The organism is Methylomonas sp. LW13, assembly GCF_016865255.1.
Classification (GTDB): Bacteria; Pseudomonadota; Gammaproteobacteria; order Methylococcales; family Methylomonadaceae; genus Methylomonas.
Window position 1 is genome coordinate 1,529,242 of record NZ_CP033381.1, and the last position, 24,546, is coordinate 1,553,787.

Genomic DNA, 24,546 nt, shown 5'->3' on the forward strand with positions numbered 1-24,546 from the left:
GCGATGCGGCTGTCGCGTAACGCTACTGTCATAAAGGCTATTTACCATTCGCAAGACTACCGTTCCGACGCTGTCGGTGCGCTGGAACTCAGACATCCTTTCTTCAAACACCAAACGAATAGTGCCTCAGGAGCATTTTTATGAAACTCACTTCAATCGCCGCCGCCGTCGCTGCTGTGCTGGCCTCTCCCAATGCCAGCGCTGCGGGGGATTTTCAATGGTCGCGTCAATGGACCTTCAATCACACTGCAGCGAATGGTTCCAGTGCCATGGGTTCGGAAATCGTCTCTTTCGATGCGGTTAACAACCGCTTGTGGGTAGCGGGAACCGATGCCAATCAGGCCAATATCGGCCAAGGCGGCATTGATGTGCTGGATATGAACGGTAATTTGCTGCAAAGCATTTCCACGAGCGCGCTCGGCGGAATCAACAGCGTGGCGGTGAAAAACGGCCAAGCGGCCATTGCTTTGACTGCGCCCACTAAAACCGATGCGGGTTTGGTGCGTTTCTACAATGCGGCTGACTACACATTGCAGCAAAGTGTCACCGTGGGTGCCAACCCTGACGCAGTGACTTACACGCCCGACGGCAGCCGCTTGCTGGTGGCTAACGAAGGCGAACCCAGCAGCTATTTGATGGGGCCAAGCGGCGATCCGGAAGGCTCGGTGAGTATTATCAACACCAACACCTTTGCCGTCCAAACGGCAGGATTTTCTGCTTTCAATGATGCGGCGGAGGCTTTGAAAGCCAGCGGCGTGCGTCTGACCGGCCCGAACGCCAGCGTCGCGCAAGATTTGGAACCGGAATACATTGCGGTTAGCCAAGATGGCAGCAAAGCTTTTGCGACGCTGCAAGAAGCCAATTCGGTTGCGGTCATTGATATTGCCAGCGCCACAGTCACCGACATAAAGTCCATGGGTTTGAAGGATCACAATTTAGCCGGTAACGGTCTGGATGTCTCTGATCGCGACGGTCCCGGCACTGCGGCTCTGAAAGGCAATATCCAGAATTGGAATGTGATGGGTATGTATATGCCCGACGGCATCGCCAGCTTTAGCAAAGACGGCAATCAATATTACGTGACCGCCAACGAAGGCGATTCTCGCGAGGATTGGCCGGGCGGTGCAGAAGAAGTGCGGGTGGGCGCAGCGACTATCGATCCCGTCTTGAATGCCACTATGACAGCCTTGCATGGCCCTGATTGGGCTACGAACAATGACAAGCTGAATCGACTGACGGTTTCCACAAGCGGCGATTTGGACAACGATGGCGACTTGGATCAATTACAAGTCTTCGGCGCCCGCTCGTTCTCGATTCTGGATGCCAATGGCAGCATGGTGTTTGATTCCGGCGACAAACTGGAACAAACCATCAAAGCGTTGATTGCGGCGAACCCTGGTAACGCGGCTTTCGCAGCCTTATGGGACGATGGCCGTAGCGACAACAAAGGTCCTGAGCCGGAAACTGCGGTGGTGGGTAAAGTGGACGGCCGTGACTTGTTGTTCCTGGGTTTGGAGCGTTCCAATGCGGTGATGGTTTGGGATTTGACCGACCTGAACAGTCCGACGTTTTTGGACATGTTGTTCACCGGCGGCGACATCGGTCCCGAGGGGTTGAGTTTCTTCAGCAATGCCCAAGGCAGTTATCTGGCGGTGGCCAACGAGGTAAGCGAAACCACTTCGCTGTACAAAGTGTCTGCCGTGCCGGTGCCGGGCGCGGTTTGGTTGTTCGGTTCCGCGCTGGTGGGTTTGATATGGATGAAACGCGGCCGTAAACATTAAGATCCGCAGTGATTAACCCGGCCCTTAAATACCGTTCGTCCTGAGCGCAGCCGAAGGGCTCAGCCCGAACGGTGTACCCATGTGAAATAGCGTCGGGGCAATAAGGCAGGTTAGCCGAGCTTTATCGGCTAAGCTGGCTTTTCATGTTTTATCCCGTAATGAGCTTGTCATATTCAATCGCTAATGTTGCCGCTCCATAAACCGTTCTCGGGGCAACACATGAAAAAAACACATCCACAAAAATTGGTGGCAGTCGCTGTCGGCGCCTTCGGTTTTACCTTGTCGGTAGCCGCAGTCGCCCATGACCATGCCGACCGCGATCATCAGGATTCTCATAAACCTACGCCAACCAGCCAAGTACCGACATCCGGCGTTGAATGGTTCAAAGCCGGAGAAGCTGCGGTATTGGTCAATAAGCGAGACGTAGCAGAATTACGCAAAGCCAAAAACGTTATCTTGTTCGTCGGCGACGGCATGGGTGTATCTACGGTCACCGCTGCGCGGATTTTGGAAGGCCAAATGGCCGGACGCGACGGCGAATTCAACCGTCTGCAATTTGAAAAATTCAACAATATCGCTCACTCGGTTACTGCCAGCGCCAACCAGCAAACGTCGGATTCCGCGCCTACCGCCACCGCCATGGTCGCCGGTATTAAAGCCAATGACGGCGCTATTTCCGTCGAGCAAGGTATTTCACGCACCGAAAAAAGCGCGGAAGTCACCGCGGCACACAGTGTCAAAACCATCCTGGAACGCGCCGAGGAACGCGGCATGTCCACCGGTGTCGTCACAACCGCCCGTTTTACCCACGCCACGCCCGCCGTGAATTACGCACATATTTCCAACCGCGATTGGGAAGCGGACAGCAATCTGCCTGCCGGCGCCACTGTGAAGGATATTGCCCGCCAGTTGCTGGAATTTCCTTACGGCGACGGTCTGGAAGTGGCATTGGGCGGTGGCCGCAGCTATTTCATGCCTAATAACATTGCCGACCCTGAATACCCCACCCAAAAAGGCCGCCGTGCCGATGGCCGCGATCTGACCTTGGAATGGACTTCGCAATACAATAATTCCGACTACGTCTGGAACAAAGCGCAATTCGACGCGGTAAATCCAGCGTCTACCGATCATTTGTTGGGTTTGTTCGAACGTTCGCATATGCGCTATGAAGCCGACCGCGCGCAAGACGCAGCCGGCGAACCGTCCTTGACCGAGATGACCGAAAAAGCCATCAAAATTCTGGAAAAAAACCGCAAAGGTTATTACCTGATGGTGGAAGCCGGCCGGATAGACCATGCTCACCATGCCGGCAATGCCTACCGGGCGCTGACCGATACCGTGGCGTTGTCGGATGCGGTGAAAAAAGCCAAACAACTGACCCGCGACGAAGATACATTGATCTTGGTTACTGCCGATCATAGTCATGTATTCACCATCGCCGGTTATCCTTCGCGCGGTAATCCTATCCTGGGCCAAACCGCCGTGGACGGCGTTACCCTGAAGGATTCTTTGGGTTTGCCTTACACCACCTTGTCGTATGCTAACGGTCCGGGTTGGACCGGCGGCTTGCAACGCAAGGAATTTAATCCAGCCAACGAAGGCACCGTGGCCGCTGCTTATGCTGGCAGCAAATTGCGTCCTGATTTGACAGCGGTTGATACAGCCAACCCGAACTACATGCAGGAAGCTACAGTACCGATGAGTGCGGAAACCCACGCCGGCGAAGACGTGGCGATCTATGCCGATGGCCCTGGCGCTTATTTGGTCCGTGGTACCCTGGAACAAAACGTGATTTATCATGTAATGGCTGATGCGCTAGGCATGCGTAAATAATCCGTAAGCCTTTTCCCGAAAGCGAATCAGGGACGCCAGCCGTCCCTGATTTTTTGTAATTATTCACTGCGAAGTACAAGAATCCCTCTCCAGCGGGAGAGGGTAGGGTGAGGGGATGAAAACAAAGTATTTTGCTAGTTTAATTCTCCTCTCCCCAACCCTCTCCATCAGAAGAGGGAGCAATTTCTCGGCGATTGTCAGAGTTTTGCAATTCACTGAATAATTACATTTTTTTGAATACCGCTAAAGTACAGGATCCATGTTCAACACCCATTTCAAATTTTTACCCAAACTGCTTGGTCTCAATTTATTAGTCGTTTTGGCGGCTTGCAGCCATGCATCGGCCAAGCATGCCGCTAACATCACCGATTTGTCTTCGGCAAACTTGCCCGCCGTGGCCGCCGAGTTCGTCACCACCCGCACCGGCGCAGAGCACGAACACGACGAGCACCAGGCATTGCCGGCAGAAGTGAGTTGGCGCTTCTGGCGCGATAGCCGGCAGATCACAATAGAACGGCCGCAACTGGGCGTAGGCGAACTTTGGCAGCGTGACGGCCAAGAGCTGATTCACCGTAAGCTGTATCACCAAGACCGGCGGGCAATCGAATTTCAGGCCGGCGATTTGCGGATGCTGGATATCACGCCGTCCTGGCAAAAATTGGCGTTGCTGCTGGATAGCCAACTGCTGGAAAAATTGACTGCCGAAGACATCGAATGGGCCGACGGCATCCCGACCCGCGAATATCAAGGCAAAGTCGCGGATACCGAATGGCATGTGGTGATGCGTCTGGACGTCGCGTTACCGGCCTTGATCGAACGCCGGCATGGCGAGTTTTCCGAGCGTACCGAACTGTTGCAGGCTTATTCTTTAAACGCCGCGCCCTGGCAACCGACCCCCATTGACAGCTACGATGTGATCGATTTCGCCGATTTGGGCGACAAGGAATCCGATCCGTTCGTCATCAAAGTACAAGCGCAAATGGGGCATGAGCATCATCATTAAGCGCTAGAACCGTCAGGCAAAAAAAAGCCCGCTGTATCGCGTACCAGCGGGCCCGAGTACCACTACAGAGCTTACAACTAATCCCTAAAACTTACGGAGCCGGCAAAATCCGGTTTTGCGGGCCTGGGGCTACTGTACCGTTGACGGTGAAGTAGTTTTCCAGCGCATCCAGATCCAACGCACCGCCCAGACGGTTAGTGCCTTGCGTCAACACATAGTATTGATCGCCACCGTCGGCCATGAAGTTATTCACGGTAACCCGATAGCTGGCGGCTGGGTCGACTACGACACCGTTGATCTTGATACTGGCTGGATCGACGTTATCGCAAGCCGTGCCTTTTTCTTTCCACTCGTAACTAAAGCCATTAGACACTTGCATGATACGGTTGAAAGCTTGGCCCGCAACTGGTGCACCGGCCGGATAGCCGACTGTGCAACCGGTGAATTGTTGCTCCAGCAGGGTGTGGATTTGCGCGCCGGTCAAGGTCAGCGTCACCAAGGTGTTGCCGAACGGTTGCACGGTAAACGCTTCCGCGTAAGTGACCTTGCCGTCGCCTTCAGCAGCAGTGCTGGACGGAAAGGTCAAATCGGCGCGGATGCCGCCGGGGTTCATGAATGACACCACTGCTTCGCCGAAGCCGACGTTTTGGGTGGCCAGCAATTGCGCATCGGCAATCACGTCGCCCAAGGCGGATTCGCCGGCCGCGGTGGAGGTTCGGGTGATCGCTGCGCTGATATTGCCTATCACCCGATTCGCGATGGGCGTGGACAGGGCTTTGTAATTATCGACGATGGATTTAATCGCCGCGTTGGGGGTGATGGCGGTGTTGCTACGATCAACGACGATGTTCTCGGCGCTGACGCTGCTGACTTCGCCGTTAATGGTGCTGATGGCCACATCAATATCAGTCAAAACTCGGCCTTGCGAATTGGCGCTGGTCACCGAAATCAAGCGGCCGGCTTTGTTGGCGATTTGGCAGTTATAGGCTTGATGCGTGTGGCCGGAAATCACCAAATCCACTTCGTCGTCCAATTGGTTGACGATGGTTTTAATCGGCGAACCGTCCAAACCGCCATCGCAGTTGTTGATGGTAGATTTGCTTTGGGTGACCGGTATCGTGCCGCCTTGGTGAATCAACACCACCACCGCTTCCACACCGCGCGCCCGCAATTTCGGAATCAACGCATTCACGGTTGCTGCTTCGTCCTTAAATTGCAGGCCAGCCACGCCGGTGGGGGTGACGATGGTGGGGGTTTCTTTTAAGGTCATGCCGATAAAGCCGACCCGCACGCCGCCGATGACTTTGATCGCGTATTGCGGAAACAAGGTTTTGCCAGAGGCAGTTTCGACCACATTAGCAGCCAGAAATTTGAAATCAGCGCCTTCAAACGGCACCGGCGTGCCAACTGAAGCGCCTTGGCAGGAGTTAGGGTCGGTCGGATGACAGCCGCCGTTTTGCATGCGTTTTAATTCAGTCTTGCCTTCGTCGAACTCGTGATTGCCAACCGCGTTGAATTCCAGGCCCAGACGGTTCATCGTTTCAATGGTCGGTTCATCGTGAAACAGTGCCGAAACCAGCGGCGTGGCGCCGATGATGTCGCCTGCCGATACCACGACAGTGCTCGGGTTTTGGTTTTTCAATTCGTTGATATAGCCGGCCATCCAATCCACGCCGCCGACCGGAATATTGGTGGATGCCGCGCTGCTGGGCGTTTGCCGGAACGTGCCTGGGGATTCCAGTTGGCCGTGAAAGTCGTTGAACGCGACGATTTTAATCGTGGTGGTGGGGATGGTGGTCACGGCGTTGGCCGCGCCCAATGTGCCCAAACCCAAGGCAATGCCTATGGCAAGTTTGTTTAATTTCATTGGTTTAATCCTTATTTAGTGGATTGGCGGCGACGAGAGACCAGGCCCAGCAGGCCGGCGCCGGCGGCATACAGGCCTGCGGCGGCAGGCAGCGGCACTGCGGTCAGGCTGACTGCGCCTACGGTGGCGTTAAGCTCGGTGGAGGTATCGTCCAGAGCGGATTGGGTCAGCAGACCGCTGATTTGATAACTACCGGCACCCAGCAAAAATTCGCCGCGGCTGTAGGCTGAGTTGGCGTAAGCCAAATCAAAATCGCTGTATACAGAAGTGGGGTAATTGTTAACGGCAGCCGAGGTCTCACCAAGTACGCTGCTAGTGTTAAAAATTCTGAATCTGTCACCCGCAAAGCCGGCATCGACTACGCGCAAAATAGCCGATCCGGTTAAGGTAAAGTCAAAGCTCAACGCATTGTTATCCAGGTCTATCCATTCCAGACCACCGGAATTAGACACAGAATTGTCTACGTCGAACGCATGCCAAGCGCCGTCGGCATTAAGGGTAATCGCCTCGGCTTGCGTAGAAATTGCCGACAGCAAGGCCACGGCAAGAACAGATTGTTTAATCATTTAGAGCGCTCCGATAAAGACAGCGAGTGGGTTTTTGTTATAAGTCACTGGCTGCTCGTTCATTTGGGGTTGAGAAATTTCCATCGCTATGGGTAAAGCAAGTACAGCCTAAGGAAATTTTGTGATGAACTTGTGATTGCTAAATGAAGATTTCGTGAAATGTAATACACGGGTGTTGCGGGTTTTATTCGGGCGCTGACTCTAGCTTGGGTGGCTAGAAGGCAATCGATGAAATTCGCGGAATGAGGTATTTCGGGATGTCGTTAGTCCGGCTTGGTTTTCGACTGTTTGAGCTCAGAGCTCGGCTGTTGGACAAAATAACTCCGAAGTTACGGTTCGAAGCTGGATTAGTAGGATTCGTGTCGCTATCGCGTCGATTGTTTTAAAGTCGGTTCTCGCACCGACAGGCGAGATACTTTTCTTTGCTCCGCCAAAGAAAAGTATCCAAAAGAAAGGCGGCCCGGATGCCGCTTTTTCCCTGTGCTCCTCGGGTTTGAACGGGGTTGCCTGAAGGGGCTTCCCAGCCCCTGCATGCAACGCGCCGCATCCCTGCGGCGCCCCTGACGGGCGAATCCGTTCAAACCCTTCGGTGCTCGGCGCGGCATACGGGAGAAAACCCCGCCGCGAAGTTTGAAATCCAGCTAATATTTGCGCAGTTTTGTAGGGCGCATTAGCGATAGCGTCATGCGCCGAATGATTTAAGGCCAACATACGGCGCAATACGGCTGCGCCTATTGACGCCCTACGAATTGCGCCTTACGGCCTTGATCCGTTCAAACCCTCCGGTGCTCGGCGCGACATACGGGAGAAAACCCCGCCGTGAAGTTTGAAACCCAGCTAATATTCGCGCAGTTTGGTAGGGCGCATTAGCGATAGCGTAATGCGCCGAATGCTTTAAGGCCAACATGCGGCGCAATACGACTGCGCCTATTGACGCCCTACGAATTGCGCCTTACGGCCTTCCATCCAGAAAACAGTCACCAATAAAGGGATATCAATTATGATTAAAAACTCATTCTTAAAAGCGCAAGAATGGTTCACTAACAATTCAGAATTATCAATAACAGTAACATTTATTTTGTTGTTATGTTTTGCATTTTTCGATGCGGCGGCGGCATCCGCAGCAGCTGTAGGATTTTGTGCATTTCTTGCTACTTACTGGCAAGCAAAAATAAGCCGAGAACATAATATGTTGTCAGTAAGGCCAAAAGTTCAATTCGAGAAAACAATAGATCCCGATAATGGTTCAATCTGTTTTGGAATAGTTAATCATGGCCTTGGTCCCGCTATATTAGATGAAATAATATTGACCATTCATAGCCAAAAAGGACTTTTTGCGAATAATGAAATGCAATCCGAATTAAAAAGACTGTGCAGAGAAAGCGGCGTTACATATACTCCTTTTTTTCTGCTAAAGAACAGTAATTTACCTATAAATAAGAAATACGATTTAATGAATTTTACGAGCCCTACAGACAATCCCTTGTGGCATCAAAATGTCGATAGATTAATGCGGACGGCGTTGAATTTCGAATTCAAATATAAGTCAATGTATGGTGAAGAATTTAAAGTAATATTATATGAAACACAACCTGTCATTGAAAAAGTTCTGTAGGCCGGGTAACAGTCCGTAGTTTGCGGCAGTCTGGTGGGTGGGCACGGTTTTTGTGCCCACGCGGTATTAAATATACACCGCTGACGGTGGGCAGAAAAGCGTTGCCCATGTTTTTTGATTTTTCAATAGATTTTGGGAGTGGCTTTCTCCCCCGGATTAAAAAGCAGGGTGAACGCGATAAATATTTTTTTGAATGACACGTGTGTTTTCGAAATGAATGGTAAACGTGTAGGTAAAACAAAATTTCCTGATTTGAGATAAAACGCTGCTAAGCGGTCCACTCCTTCGGGTTTGAATCCGCTGTTTTTAACATTAATCGATTTGACGGGAAAACCCGCGACCGCCTGCTGTTTCCAGCGTACTGCAATACTGGCGGAAAATCTAAAAAGCCGGCGCTTGGTCTTGCAGCGTAAAAATGATTGGCACCAATACCGCGCTGGCGACATTGATTTCAGCGCGTTTGGCCGGTACGAAGCGCCATTGCTTGACGGCTTCGACCGCGGATTCGTCCAGCGCTTCGTGGTCACAGCTTTGTTCGACGGCAACGCCCACTACCTGGCCATCCTCGCTGACTTCCACGCGCAAAACCACTTTGCCCTGCCAGCCTCGGCTGCGGGCGATACCGGGGTACTCCGGCTTGGGATTGTGTTGGTAAGCGGCATTCAGATATGCCTCGGTAAACGTCGGACTTGGATTGTTGGCGCTTACTTTCTCGGCAATCGCCGGCTGAGTGGCATCGTCGACCGGCCGAGGCTGTTGATCAAAAACTTGTTCCTGCATTGAAAAATCGGACGGCGGCGCCTGCGGCGTCACTTTTTTCAACCGGGGTTTGAGTTGCGGCTTTTTAGGTTTGGGTTGGGCAACGCTGGGCGGCGGTGGTTGGGTTCGCTCAAGGCTTGGCTTGCTGGCCGGAACCGTGATTGTCGACACTTCCATTTTAAGCGGACTGGCTTTTGCCTCCGGCAGGTCGGGGCACAAGAAGCAGCTGACCCCGGCCAAGTGCAGCAACATAACGGTAACTAACATCAAAAATAGCACGGCGATGTTGCGCGAACGTTCTTTGTTGCGGGTTGGTTTTAGCGACACCGCGCGGCCGGCTTCGACGCCGACGGATGCATCAAGAAAAGATGCTGCCGGATTTTGAGCAATAACAAGTCCGATTCGATTCGCTCTAATAAATGGCACGGGTTTTTAGGATTGGCGGTTAAACATGCGGCGGCGTCTCTGAGCTGGCGTGATTCTTCCAAACAACTAAATTCGCCAAGTTAAGACGATTTTCAATTAATTATGACAAAAGCCTTGCCGCCAGGAATGCGGCCAATTGCCGCAGCGGCGGTTCCTTATACGGCCCGGCCGATTCTGTTTTCGCATCAAGAATGCAAAATCACCAGCCACGGCCCCAATGCGGTCTGACGCAGTGCCAAAGATTTTTGCAAGGCATCCAGCATCGCCAGACCGTCGGTTGGAAATACCCCGCTAACTCGCAATTGCTTGACATCCTCCCCGTTCAGAATGATTTTGGCTTTGGAATAGCGGTTTAACTCTGCCACCACGTCGGCCAGCGCCTGATCGTGAAAAATCAACTTGCCGCGTTTCCAGGCATTTAACTGGTTGAGATTGGCTGGTGCCGGTTTATCCAACCCACCACCAGCGGAATACGTCAATCGCTGGCCTTCCTCCACCCGTATCGCGGCGACATCGGCTTGATCGGTCAAGCGCACGGCTACCGCATGCTCGGTAACATTGACTTCGACCTTATCGGCGCCAGGGCGCGCCACATCAAACACCGTCCCCAAGGCCCTAACCGCCGTATCGCCGGCCACCACTTCAAAGGGTCTATTGGCATCGCTGGTAACCTTGAACTCGGCTTGGCCTCTGAGCAATACCACGCGCCGTTTGTCCGCCGACCAGTCTATGTCCAACGCGGTATCGGTATTCAGCAACACGCGGCTGCCGTCGGCCAATTGAATCTGTTTTTGCTCGCCAACGGCGGTTGCGTAATCGCTGAACAACCAATCGTGCAGCCTATCCCGGCCTAGCAACAACCCCAACACCAGCGAAGCGGCTAGCGCCAAACCGGCTCGCCGCGGCAAACGCGGAACGGCATGAATTTGCTTTGGCTGGAAATTGGCGGGCGGTGTGGTTTTAACGGCTTGCGCGACCGAACCCCACAGCGCTTCGGCCTCGGCGTAGGCTTGCCGGTTGGCGTCGTCTTGACCATACCAGGCCTCGAATTGGTGGCGTGCGGCGTCTGTAACCGAACCGGAACGCATCAGCACCAGCCAGTCTATCGCCTGGTCGGCCAAGCTTTCATTGGAGTTGTCGGGGTCGGTGTTCATCAAGGCTGCTGAAGCGGGGAAGGAGTGGGCAAACGATAAAACAATGTTGCCGGAAAATAAACCGCAGGCCAATTCAGTGTTGCTCGCGACGGTCACGGCAATGCTTCAAAGTTTTGGCAATGCGTTTGGCGATGGCCCGTTCGGACACGCCCAAACATTCGCCAATTTGCGCGTAAGTCAGGCCTTCGATGGCGCTTAAGTAAAACGCCGCCCGGCACTCTTCCGGCAATTCATTCAGGGCCGTATTGACCGTATCCAGATCCTGCCAGGCCATTAACTGTTTTTCGGCGTCCGGATCATTGCCGGCAACCGCCTCCAGTAGTTCGGCCGGTATCTCCTGGCTTGGCGCATAACGGGCGCGTACCGATTCCTTGCGGATATGATCGACCACCAAATTGCCGGCGATAAAAAACGCCAACGCCCGCCTATCCTGAGTCGGCGTCCGCTGTTCGGAGAACAATAGCCGCACAAAGGTTTCTTGGGCCAAATCCTTGGCGGTATCGGGACAATGCAGGCGGCGCAGAAAAAAACCGATTAAATCGTCCCGATTTTCCCGAAAGAAATGATCCAGTGTGTCCGAAACAGCAGTCATCAGTCGTTTTTGAAAGCGATACAAGTGGGTTATCTATCAAGACGTTTGACGAAGCAAAATCGGCGCCAATGGCCTTTATTTCGTATCAATTTAGGCACGCTGCCGGGCAGCAACGGCCGTGATAGGCGCTATTAATGCGGCTTTAGCGTCTTCAAAAATCCAACATTTGACCGCCGCCGGGATACGTCAAATGCCTATGTTGGCCTGGATTTGCATTAACAGAGCTGTGTGAAATGCCGTATAAGGCGTGATATGACACACTGCAAGCAGTCCAATATTGCTCTACCCAATGGACTGAAGACGCTCCTCGTTGTTTTTCAAAGCATCAGAGGAAAGTGGATCGGCGAGCATTTATTCCGAAAATCTCCCCGGCCCTATTTATTACCGGTATTCCGTTCGTACCCTCAGGGGCATAAAGGCTGAGCTCGTCGAAACTCAGGCTGGCGTGCCCTTCGGCAATACCGGCCATATGTTGAAAAATTTTTAAGGTAGTGTTCATGATTTCTTCCCTGAAACGTTGTGAAGAGTAACGCCGGCTATCGGCGCAGTCATTCACGCAATCAGGAGATTTTATGAGGACACCCGCATTCGCGCCCTTAAGTGCGCCATTCGCCGTGACAGCCCTGGCGCTGAGCATTGCCAGCTATACGGCCTACGCCGAGCCCATGCAACAGGAAGCACGGACTTATGCCATTACTGCCGGCGGTTTGACCGAAGCGCTGACGGCTTTCGCCGACCAGGCCAATCTAAAACTGGTATTCAACGCCGAGTTGACCCGCGGTCTTAGCGCGCCGGCCTTACATGAAACAGTCACCGTCGAACAAGGGCTGAGCAAATTACTGAAGGACAGCGGGTTGGGTTATCGCTTGGTGGGCAACGGTACGGCGATTATCGAAGCTAAGCCGGTGGTCAATAACAGCGAGCCACAGTCGGCGGCTACGATGCCGGCAGTAACGGTGCTGGGGAGGGCGGCTTATGACGCCAACGATCCGTATAACAAGGACTATGCGCTGCGCGATTCCGCGACGGCCACCAAAACCGATACGCCATTGATGGAAACGCCGGTGAATATTCAAATCGTGCCGAAAGCAGTATTGAACGATCAGCAAGCGATTACAATAGAAACCGCGTTAAAAAATGTCAGCGGCGTAACCCTGGGCGCGGGTTCCGGGGGCCTGTCCGAAGATCTCTATCTGCGCGGCTTTCGCAGTTCGGCGCTATTTCGCAACGGCTTCCGCTACGACTCCGAGTTCAGTTCTTGGGGCAAGCGGCAGATGGCCAATGTCGAACGGGTTGAGGTAGTAAAAGGCCCGGCCTCTATTCTTTACGGGCGGATGGAGCCGGGCGGCATGGTCAACGTGGTGACCAAGCAGCCGCTAAATACCCCTTATTACGCCTTACAGCAGCAGTTCGGTTCGTTCGATCTTTACCGCACCACAATGGATGCCACCGGTCCGCTGACGAACGACGATACCTTGTTGTACCGGATGAATGCGTCTTACGAAAACAGCGGCTCTTACCGCGAGTTGGTCGATAGCGAACGCATCTTTCTGGCGCCGGTGCTGAAGTGGAACATCAGCGCTCGAACGCAAATTACCTTCGAGATGGAATACAAACACGACAATTTGGTCAACGACACCATGGTTTGGCCTTACGTAGACGGCCGGTTTATCGATATGCCGCGCGGGCGCAATTTAATGGAAAAGACCCCAGAGAATCACGACGACATTTTGTTGGGCTTCAATTGGTCGCATCAATTTAACGACAATTGGAGCATCAGCCATCGCTTCGCCACCGAGCGCCGGGATACGCCGAACAGCGTAGCGATGCTGGGAGATGGACTGACGGGTAGCCAGCTCAATCGAATCGTGGTTGCTAACCCGGCCGACATTAACACCTATTACACCACGCTGGACTTAACCGGCCACTTCAATACCTTTGGGCTAAAGCACACATTGCTGGTCGGCGGCGATTATTACAACAACCGTTCGACAGGCCAATATTATTACGGCGATCCCGCGACCGGCATCGACATCTATAATCCTATCCACACCGGCTATAGCTTTCCGACCGGATTTGACCGCTACGACACCGACACCGAGTTCTACGGCTTGTACGCCCAGGATCAGATTCAGTTGCCGCACGGGATTCACGTGATGGGCGGTTTGCGTTACCAGGTCGTAGATCAGGCCGATAAAGTGGCGCAATCCAAGCTTTCCGCGGACGCGGTGACACCGCGCGTCGGGGTATTGTGGCAAGCCCAAGATTGGTTGAGCCTTTACGGCAATTATGTCGAAAACTTTGGCGCCACCAATGGTTTGGGCCAGGGCGGCAAGCCGCTGCCGCCCGAGAGCGCGCAGCAATGGGAATTGGGCGCCAAGAGCGAGTTTTTCGACGGCCGGCTCAGCGCCACGCTGGCCTATTTCGATTTGACCAAACAAAACGTAGCCACCACCGACCCCAACAATCCCTTGTATTCCATCGCGGTCGGAGAGGTGCGTAGCCGCGGACCGGAGTTGGACATTAAAGGCGAAATCCTACCGGGCTGGAATATGATCGCCACCTACGCCAATCTGGACACCCGCGTTACCAAAGACAACGACGGCCGAGAAGGTCGGCGGATGTTCGCGATCCCCAGAAACGTCGGCACGTTTTGGAATACTTACGACTTTCAACAGGAGTCATTGAAAGGGTTTAAAGTCGGCGGCGGCATCACAATGCGCGATGCCTCTACCAATGTGCCGAATACCTATAATGTGCCGGGGTTTATTACGGTTGATTTAATGACTGCCTACAATTTGAAAGTCAGCCAATCCAAAGTCACTTTCCAGCTGAATGTAAACAATCTGTTGGACAAAAATTATCTGCAAGACGTGATTCCGGGTCTGGGGCCGAACTCGCGGGTTAATATCGGTACGCCAAGAACGCTGCTGGGATCGGTAAAGGTGGAGTTTTAAGCCAGGAGGCCGCATATCTTTGGGCTCGTTCCTGTGCGTTACAGCTCGTCCGATTAGCGCAGCGTAATCGGACGCATGCAATCCTGAAACTTGTGCCCAAATACGTGCGATTACGCTTCGCTAATCGCACCTACGCGGTTTTCTTTGGACGTGGCTCTTTCCGACTCGCTGCACGGAACCTCAAAAACAAAAGAACGTTCCGATCCTGCCGGCAACGACCTACAAAACCGCCCGCACCAATAGCCAATATGCCGGGCGGGCACGGTTTTTGTCATTACCTGGCATAAGCCTATACCGATAATCGGTTTGCAGAGAACCGTTGCTCACCCTGCGTTTTGTTTTCTCTTGATTTTGGTAGTGGTTTTCTCCCGTTATTCCGCGCCGAGCATCGCAGCTCTTGTGCCCCGTGGGTATTTGGCGAGAATAGTCCGTCAGGGGCGATGCAGATATGCCGCGCGCTTCCGAATCCCCCCAAAACCTACCACCAAGCCACTCCCAAACAGCAACAAAGAGGGCGGTAACGGCACAGCCGTGATGTTGAAGCCGACGCTGGCATTGATCGCCAGCGGCCCTTGATTCAAAAAGATCAAACCTTGGTTGAGATCATGCAAATCGCTGGTGATCGCGATATTCAAGTCACCTGACGCGACGGCCTGAAAATGCAAAACCGCCAGAGAAATGAACGAGCCCACGTCATTTGCACTCAAGCCCGGAAAGGCCAGGCCGGCAGCGGCTAAATTCACGCCATCCTGTGTTGAAACGTCGGTGAACAACGGGTTAATGCTGCTACCCAAAAACTGCGCAGCGCCCGTGCCGCCTAATAGCGTGTTGAAACCAAAGCCCAACACCAGTTCGTCCGGGCTGGCGTTAGCCAAAGGCGCGAAAGCCAGCACTTCAACATCAAAATGATCGCCAATATGGGTAAAGCCTGAGGTCTGCTGTAGCGCCAAAAATGTGGGTTCAGTAGGAGAGACAAGGGTTAACGGTGAAATTGATCCCGAATTGGTTGGCGTTGGTCCCGCTGGGCTTGCAATACTACCTCGAGGCACAATTTGAATGTCACCCCCTGTAATAAGTGGTGGTTGTTTAGCTTGCAGATTTCCTGGGGTTTGACCCGTTTGGAGTTCTATATTGCCGCCCGGATTAATTTGAATATCGCCGGATGTGCTGAGCGTACTCGCTTGGTTGACACCAGACCAAAATGCCAACGCAAGTATCAGGCAATGACGCCATATCATATTTTTCATAAAACCTTCTTTAACAAATAAAAATTAATCGGCGATGTTCGCGGCCGTTACGGCTTGCTGTTCGCCGTGTAGTTATTGAAATAGCCGTACCAAGTCCGGTAGTCAGCCATGCTGACACAGCCGGTCGCGTCATAATCCGCTTCCCGGTTAAAACCTATTTTGCCGCTGCATTTACCAACTTGAGCCTTGATCAAATTGGCGTCGCTACCATCGACATCGCCGTCGTTATCCAGGTCGCCCGGCACGAACAATTTGATTAACAGTGGGTCGTGGTCGGATGAGCGATAAGCATCGGCCGCGTAGAAGCTGCTGATTTGATTGGCTGTTTTGAACTCGGTGTTGTAATCCAGAGAGCGTGGTTCGTCGGCGTTGATATGCCATTCGCCGGCACTTTTAACTTGCGGCGCGAGTGCGGCATTCGCTAGGCCATGATCCAGATAACCGGCCGCGCCATCGAATACGTAACTGTAAGCGGCCTGATTGCCGACGAAAGTTTCCAGCAGGTTCTGGTAACCGGCGTTTTTCAAGGCTGTGATCGGGTCTTCCTGGGCATAGCTGTTCAGGTCACCGATGATCAGGGCATTGTTGGCGCCGTTGTGGGTAGGATCGCCAGCCAACCAGGTGGCCAGGGCTTGCGCAGCATTGGTGCGGGTTTGGTTGCAATTGCCTTGGCCGTCGCCGGTGTCGGGATCATTGACATCGTCGCAAGCCGAACCTTTGGATTTAAGATGGTTGACTGCCACGGTCAGCAACTTGTTGGAAGCCTTATCCAAGAAAGTTTGGGCCAGGGCAGGGCGGTTTTTGGTGTCGATAAATAAGGGGTTTACCGAAGAATCCAATATTGCCACCGCGCCAACCGGCGTGATTTTAGCCGGTTTGTAGATGATGCCAACCGCGATCTCATCGGTGCCGACTTTGCTCAAGCCCGGATTGATATAGGCATACGTGCCGGCGCCGGCCAGTTGATTCAAACCATTCACCAGATCGGCGATGGCGCTGCTGCTGCCGTAGCCGTCGTTTTCGATTTCCATCAAACCTACCACATCGGCATTTAAGGCATGGATGGCCGGAATGATTTTGTCGCGCTGGCGGTTGAATTCGACCAGGGTATTAGCGCCGCGAGCGGTTGGGAAACCGCCGCCGACACCGTTACCGTTGAAGTAATTCAACACGTTGAAGCTGGCGACTTTTAACGAGCCCAAGGCGGACAGGGCCGGAACCGGGCCGCGGGAATTGTCGGCGACAAAGGTTAGCGGCTGAGTCGGTTGCAGGCGGTACACGCCAAAATCGTAAGCCAACACGCCGGTAGCGCCCACCACCGCATCGCCACTACGTAAAGGCGTGGCGGCGCTGAGACCGGTCGGTTGCGGATAAATTACCGGGTCTGGGTTTTGGATGTTTGAGCCATCGTCTACGGTGAGCTGATTCAAGCTATTTTGCGCGGCAGCATCGATAGCGGCTTGGCCGGGCATGGCGACCTGGGTAGGCGTCATCAAGCGGCCGCCGGACGAGAGTAAAAATTCACCGAAGCGGCCTAGATTGAAGTTTTCGCTGACCGTCAGGGTTTGCGGCAGACGGATCAACATGCCTTCCCAGCGTTCAGCGTTATTGTCGGCGTTGTCGAAGGGTAAATTTACTTCAACCGCTGTCGGTAAGGCGTTACCGGTGGCGCAAATGTCCACTGAGCTGACGCTTTCCAGGCGGGTCATATTGAAGGTTTCGGTGACGGTGCCGACGATGTGGATTTTATCGCCGACATTGACCGGCAAGCTGGAGGCGACGAACAAGCCTTCGGACGTAGCCGGATTGGCGTCGGCACCATCGATTTGCTGCACGAAAAAGCCGTTCAAATTACCGCTGCCTTGGAAGTCGGCGCTGACCACGGCTTCAACATGTTGCACGCTGCCGCTCAACGGACTGACGCCGCTGCTGCCTTGGATGGCGCTGATTAGGGTTGCCGCTTGGCCGCATTGGGATACCGGGGGAGGCGGGGTGACGCCGCCGAAGTTTTGGCTGTTGTTGACCGCGCCAAATGAATTTGTGGCTGGGGCGTTCCAGGTAAAGTTTTCGTAGCTGTTGCCGGTGCCTTTCAGTTGTAAGGATTGGCCGACGGGAGTTGAGTTAGTTTCCGCTACGCCAATATCCAAGCTGGTCATGCCGTTGGCCGGGCCGCCTACCGCTGTAAAAGGTGAGGGCTCGTAACTTAAAAACTGCACCACCGTGCTGCCGTTGACCAAGGCAATGCCGTCTGGCCCACCGTTTTGTATGCCGTCTGCCGGATAGCTGAAGCTCAGCGTGCCGAAGCCGGTGCCGGTTTGATCGGCTATTACGCCGCTTAAGGCTTTGCTGTTATAGCTGGCGCCACCGTTGCCGTTATAAAGCACCAACGACCAGCCGCTGAGGTTGGTGCCGGCCGGGCCGGCGATTTCGATGGCCTCGCCGCTATCGGTGCCGGCATTGTCGTAGTGAATTTCGTTGATAAATACCGGCGTGGCTGCCTGGGCGTTGCCGAAGCAGCTGAGGGCGCTCACTGCGGCCAGCAGCGGGTAGCTGCGGATGTGCTTTGCGATCATGGTCGGATGGTCTCTGTGCTTAAAAATCAGTAAGCAGGCTTGGATGAGCCTGAGCTGACTCGCAGAGAGACGCACTCGCCGGCCTAAGGGGATAGGCGACGAGCGCGTCATTGGGTGACTTCCCAAAATTCTGCAAGCCCGCTCACATTTTCCGGGATTACGCTTGGAGGAGGGTTAAGAAACCGTGACGGTTTGGCGAAGTTTTTGTGACATGTAATACAAAGCTAAGTAGGCCGGTTCCGGCAAGCTTTGGAGTTAGCCAGGATGCGGCAATTCTCCATCGTGCTGCTGCGTCAATTGCGGCGCTTCCTGGGCCAGCCAGCGGATTAACTCCAGTCTGCCGTCTTGATGTTCGACAATGGCCGTGCAACTCTCCACGAAATCGCCGGTATTGACGTATAAGAAGCCTTCTATTTCCTTGATTTCGGCATGATGAATGTGCCCGCAAATCACGCCGTCCAGGCCTTCGTTTTTCAGGGTGCGGACAATGCTTTCTTCGTAATCGGAAATAAATTGCACCACATTCTTGACTTTGAATTTCACAAACGCCGCCAAGGAGAAATGCGATTGCCTGCCGAATAGGCGTCTGAACAAGCGCAGGAAGCGGTTGATTTCGATCAGCCAGTCGTAACCCAGGCTGCCGATTTTTGCCAGCCATTGGTGGTGTTTGGCGATGGTATCGTATTCGTCGCCGTGGACGATCAGGAAGCGTTTGCCGTTTACCGTGGTGTGAATATCCGAGTTTTTGACGACGATGTCGCCGAACACGTAATCGTCGTAATCGCGGACGTTTTCGTCGTGGTTGCCGGGGACGTAGATAATTTGCGTGCCGTGTCTGGCTTTACGCAGGATTTTTTGAATGATGGTGTTGTGATCACGCGGCCAGTACATTTTTTTGGACAAGGCCCAAAAGTCAATGATGTCGCCGACCAGATAGAGTTTTTCGCTGTCGTTATGTTTTAAAAAATCCAGCAGGGCATCGGCCTGGCATTGGGTCGAGCCAATGTGTAGGTCGGAAATCCAGATGGTGCGATAGAAAGAGGTATTCATAAGCAAACGCCAAATATTGGTATCGGACGAGGGCTATTTTTGTCTGCATTTATGACAGCAGCATGACAGAGCAGGCTTGTCGCTTCTTTGCCGAGTAATGCGGGCAACGGATTATTTTTGGCGTTTTGTGCAGACTTTAGATCGTCGGCTCTATAAATATGTTGTTTAAAAACAATGGCTAACGCGCCGGGTTTTGCGTGTCTATCGGGTTGTGTCACATTCTTGTAATCTGCTTGTTCTAAGGTTCGCTTATTACCGAGACCCTGGCCAAACAAGCAAGAGAACTGCCGATGACGAAGCAAACAGACACTCCCAATAATGTGCATACCTTGCATGCGTATGACACCGATTTAGGGCATATGCACAGTTTGATGCTGGATATGACGGACCTTTTGGTTTACCAATTGGAACAGGCGATGCAGGCACTGGACTACGGCGATGCCGAACTGGCGCAAAAAGTCGTATCACGGCATAAGAAGGTCAAGCGCTTCGAAAGCAAGATTGACGGCGAGGTATTGAACATCATTGCCCGGCATAGTCCGGTGGCAAACGATCTGCGCTATGTGTTATCGACGTCGAAAATCGCCGTAGAGCTGGAAAAAATCGGTGTTGAGATTGTCGAGTTCGCCAAACTGATTACGGTGTTGTTCGACCCGAACACCAGCGACCCCAATCAAAAGCTGTTGGCTGACATCGTGAAAATCGGCGGTTTAATCAAGCTGATTTTGGACAAGTTGATGGTGGTTTTCGAAAGCCGGGATACCAAGCAGGCATACGCCTTGTTGGAATGCGATAGGGATTGCGAGTCGGAATTGCAGGAGGGTATCAAGCACCAATTGACTTTGGTATTGCACGACGCCCGAATGATTCGCAGAGCCTTGGATGTGATGCAAATGATGAAAGCCATGGAGCGTTGCGGCGAGCATTGCCGGAACATTGCCGAGCACGCCATTTTTATGTTGGACGGTATCGATGTGCGGCATGGTGGGCTGGCGACTCAGGCGAGTCTTGCTGGTTAAGCATTTGCGCGCGGCTGCCTCTTCGGTATTTGCCGTCAGTTAAAAACAAAAAAGCCGGCATTGCCGGCTTTTTAATGTGGGTAAATGCCAAACCGTTATTTGTGGATTTCCAAATGCAAGGCCCGGTATTCTTCGGTCAATTTGTGGGTTGGCGCGTAGTGGATCAAAGGCTGGGCGTCGCTATGCGATTCGCGGACTTTCACCGAGGTGGAGATTTTGGTCTCCAGGACCGGCAAACCCTCGGCGATCAGGTCTTCCACCAACTGCCGCGGCAGGTTGGCCTGCTTTTGATATTGGTTGACGATGACGCCTTCCACTTCCAGTCTGTCGTTATGATCGGCTTTGACTTCGGCGATGGCGCGCATCAATGTGTACAGGGCTTCACGAGCGAAGGTGTCGCAGTCGAACGGAATCAGGCATTTTTCGGCGGCGATTAACGCTGATAGGCTATAAAAATTTAAAATCGGCGGGGTGTCGATATAGATTTGCTCGAAGCCTTCCAGTTTTTCCAACGCTTCTTTTAATTTGTAGATTTTATGCCGCGATTCCAACCGGCTTTGCAAACCTTCCAAATCGCTATGAGATGGCAATACGAAAAGGTTGGGGAAGGGGGTTTCATGAATCAGACCGTCCAAGCCTTCCTTCCCGCCGCCGAATAAGCCCAATCCCAGGCTGTCTTTGAAAAAATGGGCGATGGTCTTGTCGGAATCGGCGACTTTATTGCCCAGCAAATACTGGGTGGAATTGCCTTGCACATCGAGATCGATCACCAGGGTTTTTTTACCCTCTACGGCGCTGATGGCTGCTAGGTTACAGGTAATGGTAGATTTACCCACGCCGCCTTTCTGATTGAAGATCACCCTGCGCATAATCGCCCTCGATTGCTAAAAAATAAAAGCCCGCATTATAAGGTTAAAGCCTGCAATATCAAACGCGCGAGAAACTGCCGCCCTTGCATTCCGGGCAGGCCGGTATCACGCTGGTGGATTTGAAGGCGATTTGTTTACCGCAGGCATCGCAGACAAAAGTGCCGGGGCCGGCTACCTCACCGCTTTTATAAGGATGATAGAGCTTGGCTTCCATCTCCAACGCGGCCAGCTTGACCTTGGTTTTGTCGGCGATGTCCATGAAGGCATCCAGGGCAAAGTTTTCGATCAAATCGATGTCAAACTTCAACCATTCGGACAACGAATTGCTGTCGTTTTGTTGCGACGGCGCGGTGGCGACGTGTTCTACATCGCGCATCACATAGTCGGCGATTTTATTGATTTCTTCTTGCGTGTGGCCGCCCAGCGCGCTGGTTTTTTCCTTGGCTATTTCCAATGCGTCGGCGACGGTGTGTAAGGTATCGTCCAGGGCTTCGTAAAGATGGCCCATCAGATCGTCATACGCTTTGATCAGTTTGTTTTCGCCCATGGCTGCTCCTTGTGTTGTTTTAATTTTCACGCTTTAGCTTTAAGCGTCTCTAAGGTATTCTAGCGCCTTTTTACAGCAAAAGACGAATAGGATGGAAGAGCATTACAAGCCGTCGGAAATAGAGCAAAAAGTACAGGCCGACTGGGAAAAATCCGGAGTGTTTACCGCTTCTGAAGACACCGGCAAAGAAAAATACTATTGCCTGTCGATGTTTCCTTATCCCAGCGGCAAGCTGCACATGGGCCACGTCCGCAACTACACTATTGGCGACGTGATCAGCCGTTTTCAAAGGATGCAGGGCAAGCATGTGTTGCAACCGATGGGGTGGGACGCCTTTGGTTTGCCGGCCGAGAATGCGGCTATGCAAAACAAGGTGCACCCGGCCGACTGGACCTATTCGAATATCGATTACATGCGTGACCAGTTGAAACGTCTGGGTTTTGGTTACGACTGGAGCCGCGAACTGGCGACCTGCGATCCGAGTTATTACCGTTGGGAGCAATGGTTTTTCATCCGCTTGCTGGAAAAAGGTCTGGTTTATAAAAAAACCGCGCCAGTCAATTGGTGTCCGCACGACCAAACCGTGCTGGCCAACGAACAAGTCATCGACGGTTGCTGCTGGCGTTGCGATACGCAGGTCGAGAAAAAAGAAATTTCGCAGTGGTTTTTAAAAATCACCGCTTATGCCGACGAGTTGCTGACCTCGCTGGACAAACTTCCCGGTTGGCCGGAACAGGTCCGTACCATGCAAGCCAACTGGATCGGCCGTTCCGAAGGCGTGGAAATGGACTTTGCGGTCGATGGTTTTGAAGCGCCGATCCGTATCTATACCACCCGCCCCGACACCGTGATGGGCGTGACTTACGTCGCCGTCGCCGCCGAACATCCCTTGGCCTTGAAAGCCGCCCAAGCCAATGCCGACATCGCCGCCTTCATAGAATCCTGCAAGCAGATGGAAACCTCCGAAGCGGCGATGGAAACCATGGAAAAGCGCGGTATCGCTTCCGGTTTTCACGCCATTCATCCTTTGACCGGCGAATCCGTACCGGTATGGATCGCCAACTTCGTGTTGATGAATTACGGCACTGGCGCGGTCATGTCCGTGCCTGCACACGATCAGCGCGATTACGAATTCGCTAAGAGATATGGTATTGCCATCAAGGAAGTGATTGCCGCTGCGGATGGCTCTGACGACAGCGTTGCCGAAAAAGCCTTTACCGATAAAGGTGTGTTGAAAAACTCCGGAGAATTCGATGGCTTGAATTTTAAACAAGCCTTCGACGCCATCGCCACCAAACTCGCCGGTATCGGCAAGGGCGAACGCAAAACCAATTTCAGATTGCGCGACTGGGGTGTCTCCCGCCAGCGTTACTGGGGTGCGCCGATACCGGTGATTTATTGCGGCGACTGCGGCACCGTCCCCGTTCCGGACGAGCAATTGCCGGTGACCTTACCGCGCGACGTGGTGTTGGACGGTTCGCAATCGCCCTTGGCCGCGCATCCTACTTTTCCGCATACCGATTGCCCGAAATGCGGCAAACCGGCCCGCCGCGAGACCGATACCTTCGATACCTTCATGGAGTCGTCCTGGTATTTCGCGCGTTATGCCAGCCAGGATTGCGATAGCGCGATGCTGGACCAACGCGCCAATTACTGGTTGCCGGTCGATCATTACATCGGCGGTATCGAGCATGCGATTTTGCACTTATTGTATGCGCGTTTTTTCACCAAATTGTTGCGCGACGAAGGTTTGGTGGTGTGCGACGAGCCGTTCAAAAACTTGCTGACGCAAGGCATGGTGATCGCCGAAACCTTCTATCAAATCGACGATCACGGCCACAAACGCTATTTCAATCTGACCCAAATCGATGTCGAACGTGACGCCAAGGGCAAGATCATCGGTGCCAAGTTACTCGAAGATGGATCACCGGTCACGGTGGGCGCGGTCGAAAAAATGTCGAAGTCGAAAAACAACGGTGTCGATCCGCAGGTGTTGATCGACAAATACGGCGCGGACACGGTGCGTCTCTACACCATGTTCACTTCGCCGCCCGACCAGTCGTTGGAATGGAATGACGCCGGTGTGGAAGGTGCATTCCGCTTCCTGAAACGTTTGTGGCGGCAAGTCTATTTGCATGTCGAAGCCGGATTGCCTCAGCAAGCGCTGGACAAGGCGGCCTTGAGCGATGATCAAAAAGTGTTGCGCCGCCAGTTGCATCAGGCGTTGCAAAAAGTCACCGACGATATGGCCCGTCGCCATACCTTTAATACCGCGATTGCGGCCAACATGGAGCTGGTCAACGCGCTGAATAAATTTGAAGACGATAGTGCCAATGGCAGGGCAATCCGTCAGGAAGTGCTGGAAGCCATCGTCTTGATGCTGGCGCCCATTATTCCGCATGCGGCTCAAGCATTGTGGAATCAGTTGGGGCATAACGATGACATCGTGCTTGCCGCTTGGCCACTGATCGACGAATCCGCATTGCAACAGGACGCCATCGAAATGGTCGTGCAAGTGAACGGTAAGCTGCGCGGTAAATTATCCGTTGCGGCAACGGCGTCCAAGGAGCAAGTCGAAGCCTTGGCCCTGGCCGACGACAATGTGCAGCGTTATCTGGAAGGTAAACCGGTGAAAAAGCTGATTGTGGTGCCGCAGAAACTGGTGAATATCGTTGTTTAAACGCTGGG

19 protein-coding genes are annotated in these 24,546 nt (G+C 53.2%); 7 read left to right on the top strand and 12 right to left on the bottom strand.

Annotated features, from left to right (window positions below; translation table 11 throughout):
- The first annotated feature begins 140 nt into the window (after window positions 1-140).
- The 3 genes from JL719_RS06845 to JL719_RS06855 all read left to right on the top strand — a co-directional run bounded on the left by JL719_RS06845 (window position 141) and on the right by JL719_RS06855 (window position 4,617).
- Window positions 141-1,781 carry a choice-of-anchor I family protein gene (locus tag JL719_RS06845; RefSeq protein WP_033157904.1) on the top strand — a complete coding sequence of 547 codons (1,641 nt, stop codon included), beginning with the start codon at window positions 141-143 and terminating at the stop codon, window positions 1,779-1,781.
- Window positions 1,782-2,000: 219 nt separating this feature from the next.
- Complete coding sequence (locus JL719_RS06850) at window positions 2,001-3,614, top strand: alkaline phosphatase (RefSeq protein ID WP_033157903.1); 1,614 nt, start codon at window positions 2,001-2,003, stop codon at window positions 3,612-3,614.
- 259 nt (window positions 3,615-3,873) lie between these two features.
- On the top strand, window positions 3,874-4,617 hold the full coding sequence (locus JL719_RS06855; RefSeq protein ID WP_033157902.1) for a hypothetical protein: 744 nt from the start codon (window positions 3,874-3,876) through the stop codon (window positions 4,615-4,617).
- 91 nt (window positions 4,618-4,708) lie between these two features.
- On the opposite strand, the gene JL719_RS06860 is transcribed toward JL719_RS06855, so the two are convergent.
- Together JL719_RS06860 and JL719_RS06865 are read right to left on the bottom strand one after the other, a co-directional pair.
- Complete coding sequence (locus JL719_RS06860) at window positions 4,709-6,484, bottom strand: bifunctional metallophosphatase/5'-nucleotidase (RefSeq protein WP_033157901.1); 1,776 nt, start codon at window positions 6,482-6,484, stop codon at window positions 4,709-4,711.
- 11 nt (window positions 6,485-6,495) lie between these two features.
- Complete coding sequence (locus JL719_RS06865; RefSeq protein WP_033157900.1) at window positions 6,496-7,050, bottom strand: hypothetical protein; 555 nt, start codon at window positions 7,048-7,050, stop codon at window positions 6,496-6,498.
- A gap of 1,000 nt (window positions 7,051-8,050) precedes the next feature.
- Between JL719_RS06865 and JL719_RS06870 the strand changes: the two genes are divergently transcribed.
- On the top strand, window positions 8,051-8,665 hold the full coding sequence (locus tag JL719_RS06870) for a hypothetical protein (protein ID WP_033157898.1): 615 nt from the start codon (window positions 8,051-8,053) through the stop codon (window positions 8,663-8,665).
- Window positions 8,666-9,046: 381 nt separating this feature from the next.
- On the opposite strand, the gene JL719_RS06875 is transcribed toward JL719_RS06870, so the two are convergent.
- The 4 genes from JL719_RS06875 to JL719_RS06890 form a co-directional block, all read right to left on the bottom strand.
- Window positions 9,047-9,751: an energy transducer TonB gene (locus JL719_RS06875; protein WP_129871362.1), complete on the bottom strand. Its 705-nt coding sequence runs from the start codon at window positions 9,749-9,751 to the stop codon at window positions 9,047-9,049.
- A 284-nt stretch (window positions 9,752-10,035) separates the two neighbouring features.
- Window positions 10,036-11,004 carry a FecR family protein gene (locus JL719_RS06880; RefSeq protein ID WP_033157979.1) on the bottom strand — a complete coding sequence of 323 codons (969 nt, stop codon included), beginning with the start codon at window positions 11,002-11,004 and terminating at the stop codon, window positions 10,036-10,038.
- Between the two features lie 73 nt (window positions 11,005-11,077).
- Window positions 11,078-11,596: an RNA polymerase sigma factor gene (locus tag JL719_RS06885; RefSeq protein WP_033157978.1), complete on the bottom strand. Its 519-nt coding sequence runs from the start codon at window positions 11,594-11,596 to the stop codon at window positions 11,078-11,080.
- Window positions 11,597-11,921: 325 nt separating this feature from the next.
- The gene (locus tag JL719_RS06890; RefSeq protein WP_165385931.1) at window positions 11,922-12,095 is read right to left on the bottom strand and encodes a hypothetical protein; all 174 of its coding nucleotides are present in this window, start codon (window positions 12,093-12,095) and stop codon (window positions 11,922-11,924) included.
- Window positions 12,096-12,168: 73 nt separating this feature from the next.
- Here JL719_RS06890 and JL719_RS06895 point away from each other — a divergent pair, with 73 nt between their 5' ends.
- Window positions 12,169-14,553: a TonB-dependent siderophore receptor gene (locus JL719_RS06895; protein ID WP_033157897.1), complete on the top strand. Its 2,385-nt coding sequence runs from the start codon at window positions 12,169-12,171 to the stop codon at window positions 14,551-14,553.
- A gap of 431 nt (window positions 14,554-14,984) precedes the next feature.
- On the opposite strand, the gene JL719_RS06900 is transcribed toward JL719_RS06895, so the two are convergent.
- From JL719_RS06900 to JL719_RS06915, 4 genes are all read right to left on the bottom strand, one after another.
- A complete protein-coding gene (locus JL719_RS06900; protein ID WP_033157896.1) occupies window positions 14,985-15,503 on the bottom strand; it encodes a hypothetical protein in 519 nt (172 codons plus the stop codon).
- A gap of 344 nt (window positions 15,504-15,847) precedes the next feature.
- The gene (locus tag JL719_RS06905) at window positions 15,848-18,373 is read right to left on the bottom strand and encodes an ExeM/NucH family extracellular endonuclease (protein ID WP_033157895.1); all 2,526 of its coding nucleotides are present in this window, start codon (window positions 18,371-18,373) and stop codon (window positions 15,848-15,850) included.
- A gap of 255 nt (window positions 18,374-18,628) precedes the next feature.
- Window positions 18,629-19,423 carry a UDP-2,3-diacylglucosamine diphosphatase gene (locus JL719_RS06910; RefSeq protein ID WP_033157894.1) on the bottom strand — a complete coding sequence of 265 codons (795 nt, stop codon included), beginning with the start codon at window positions 19,421-19,423 and terminating at the stop codon, window positions 18,629-18,631.
- On the bottom strand, window positions 19,420-19,641 hold the full coding sequence (locus tag JL719_RS06915; protein ID WP_165385932.1) for a hypothetical protein: 222 nt from the start codon (window positions 19,639-19,641) through the stop codon (window positions 19,420-19,422). The genes JL719_RS06910 and JL719_RS06915 overlap by 4 nt, the downstream gene beginning before the upstream one ends.
- A 72-nt stretch (window positions 19,642-19,713) precedes the next feature.
- Here JL719_RS06915 and phoU point away from each other — a divergent pair, with 72 nt between their 5' ends.
- Window positions 19,714-20,442 (top strand): phosphate signaling complex protein PhoU, encoded by a 729-nt coding sequence (phoU, locus tag JL719_RS06920; protein WP_033157893.1) that lies wholly within the window; start codon window positions 19,714-19,716, stop codon window positions 20,440-20,442.
- 95 nt (window positions 20,443-20,537) lie between these two features.
- On the opposite strand, the gene JL719_RS06925 is transcribed toward phoU, so the two are convergent.
- Together JL719_RS06925 and JL719_RS06930 are read right to left on the bottom strand one after the other, a co-directional pair.
- The gene (locus JL719_RS06925; RefSeq protein ID WP_033157892.1) at window positions 20,538-21,311 is read right to left on the bottom strand and encodes a ParA family protein; all 774 of its coding nucleotides are present in this window, start codon (window positions 21,309-21,311) and stop codon (window positions 20,538-20,540) included.
- Window positions 21,312-21,369: 58 nt separating this feature from the next.
- A complete protein-coding gene (locus JL719_RS06930) occupies window positions 21,370-21,858 on the bottom strand; it encodes a zinc ribbon-containing protein (protein ID WP_033157891.1) in 489 nt (162 codons plus the stop codon).
- Window positions 21,859-21,949: 91 nt separating this feature from the next.
- On the opposite strand from JL719_RS06930, the gene leuS reads away from it, so the two are divergent.
- The gene (gene leuS, locus JL719_RS06935; protein ID WP_033157890.1) at window positions 21,950-24,538 is read left to right on the top strand and encodes a leucine--tRNA ligase; all 2,589 of its coding nucleotides are present in this window, start codon (window positions 21,950-21,952) and stop codon (window positions 24,536-24,538) included.
- Window positions 24,539-24,546 lie beyond the last annotated feature (8 nt).

Bases quoted from the DNA above. Each gene is read 5' to 3' on its own strand.
- JL719_RS06845 (WP_033157904.1), top strand. From the start codon at position 141: ATGAAACTCACTTCAATCGCCGCCGCCGTCGCTGCTGTGCTGGCCTCT.
- JL719_RS06850 (WP_033157903.1), top strand. From the start codon at position 2,001: ATGAAAAAAACACATCCACAAAAATTGGTGGCAGTCGCTGTCGGCGCC.
- JL719_RS06855 (WP_033157902.1), top strand. From the start codon at position 3,874: ATGTTCAACACCCATTTCAAATTTTTACCCAAACTGCTTGGTCTCAAT.
- JL719_RS06860 (WP_033157901.1), bottom strand. From the start codon at position 6,484: ATGAAATTAAACAAACTTGCCATAGGCATTGCCTTGGGTTTGGGCACA.
- JL719_RS06865 (WP_033157900.1), bottom strand. From the start codon at position 7,050: ATGATTAAACAATCTGTTCTTGCCGTGGCCTTGCTGTCGGCAATTTCT.
- JL719_RS06870 (WP_033157898.1), top strand. From the start codon at position 8,051: ATGATTAAAAACTCATTCTTAAAAGCGCAAGAATGGTTCACTAACAAT.
- JL719_RS06880 (WP_033157979.1), bottom strand. From the start codon at position 11,004: ATGAACACCGACCCCGACAACTCCAATGAAAGCTTGGCCGACCAGGCG.
- JL719_RS06885 (WP_033157978.1), bottom strand. From the start codon at position 11,596: ATGACTGCTGTTTCGGACACACTGGATCATTTCTTTCGGGAAAATCGG.
- JL719_RS06890 (WP_165385931.1), bottom strand. From the start codon at position 12,095: ATGAACACTACCTTAAAAATTTTTCAACATATGGCCGGTATTGCCGAA.
- JL719_RS06895 (WP_033157897.1), top strand. From the start codon at position 12,169: ATGAGGACACCCGCATTCGCGCCCTTAAGTGCGCCATTCGCCGTGACA.
- JL719_RS06905 (WP_033157895.1), bottom strand. From the start codon at position 18,373: ATGATCGCAAAGCACATCCGCAGCTACCCGCTGCTGGCCGCAGTGAGC.
- JL719_RS06910 (WP_033157894.1), bottom strand. From the start codon at position 19,423: ATGAATACCTCTTTCTATCGCACCATCTGGATTTCCGACCTACACATT.
- phoU (WP_033157893.1), top strand. From the start codon at position 19,714: ATGACGAAGCAAACAGACACTCCCAATAATGTGCATACCTTGCATGCG.
- JL719_RS06925 (WP_033157892.1), bottom strand. From the start codon at position 21,311: ATGCGCAGGGTGATCTTCAATCAGAAAGGCGGCGTGGGTAAATCTACC.
- JL719_RS06930 (WP_033157891.1), bottom strand. From the start codon at position 21,858: ATGGGCGAAAACAAACTGATCAAAGCGTATGACGATCTGATGGGCCAT.
- leuS (WP_033157890.1), top strand. From the start codon at position 21,950: ATGGAAGAGCATTACAAGCCGTCGGAAATAGAGCAAAAAGTACAGGCC.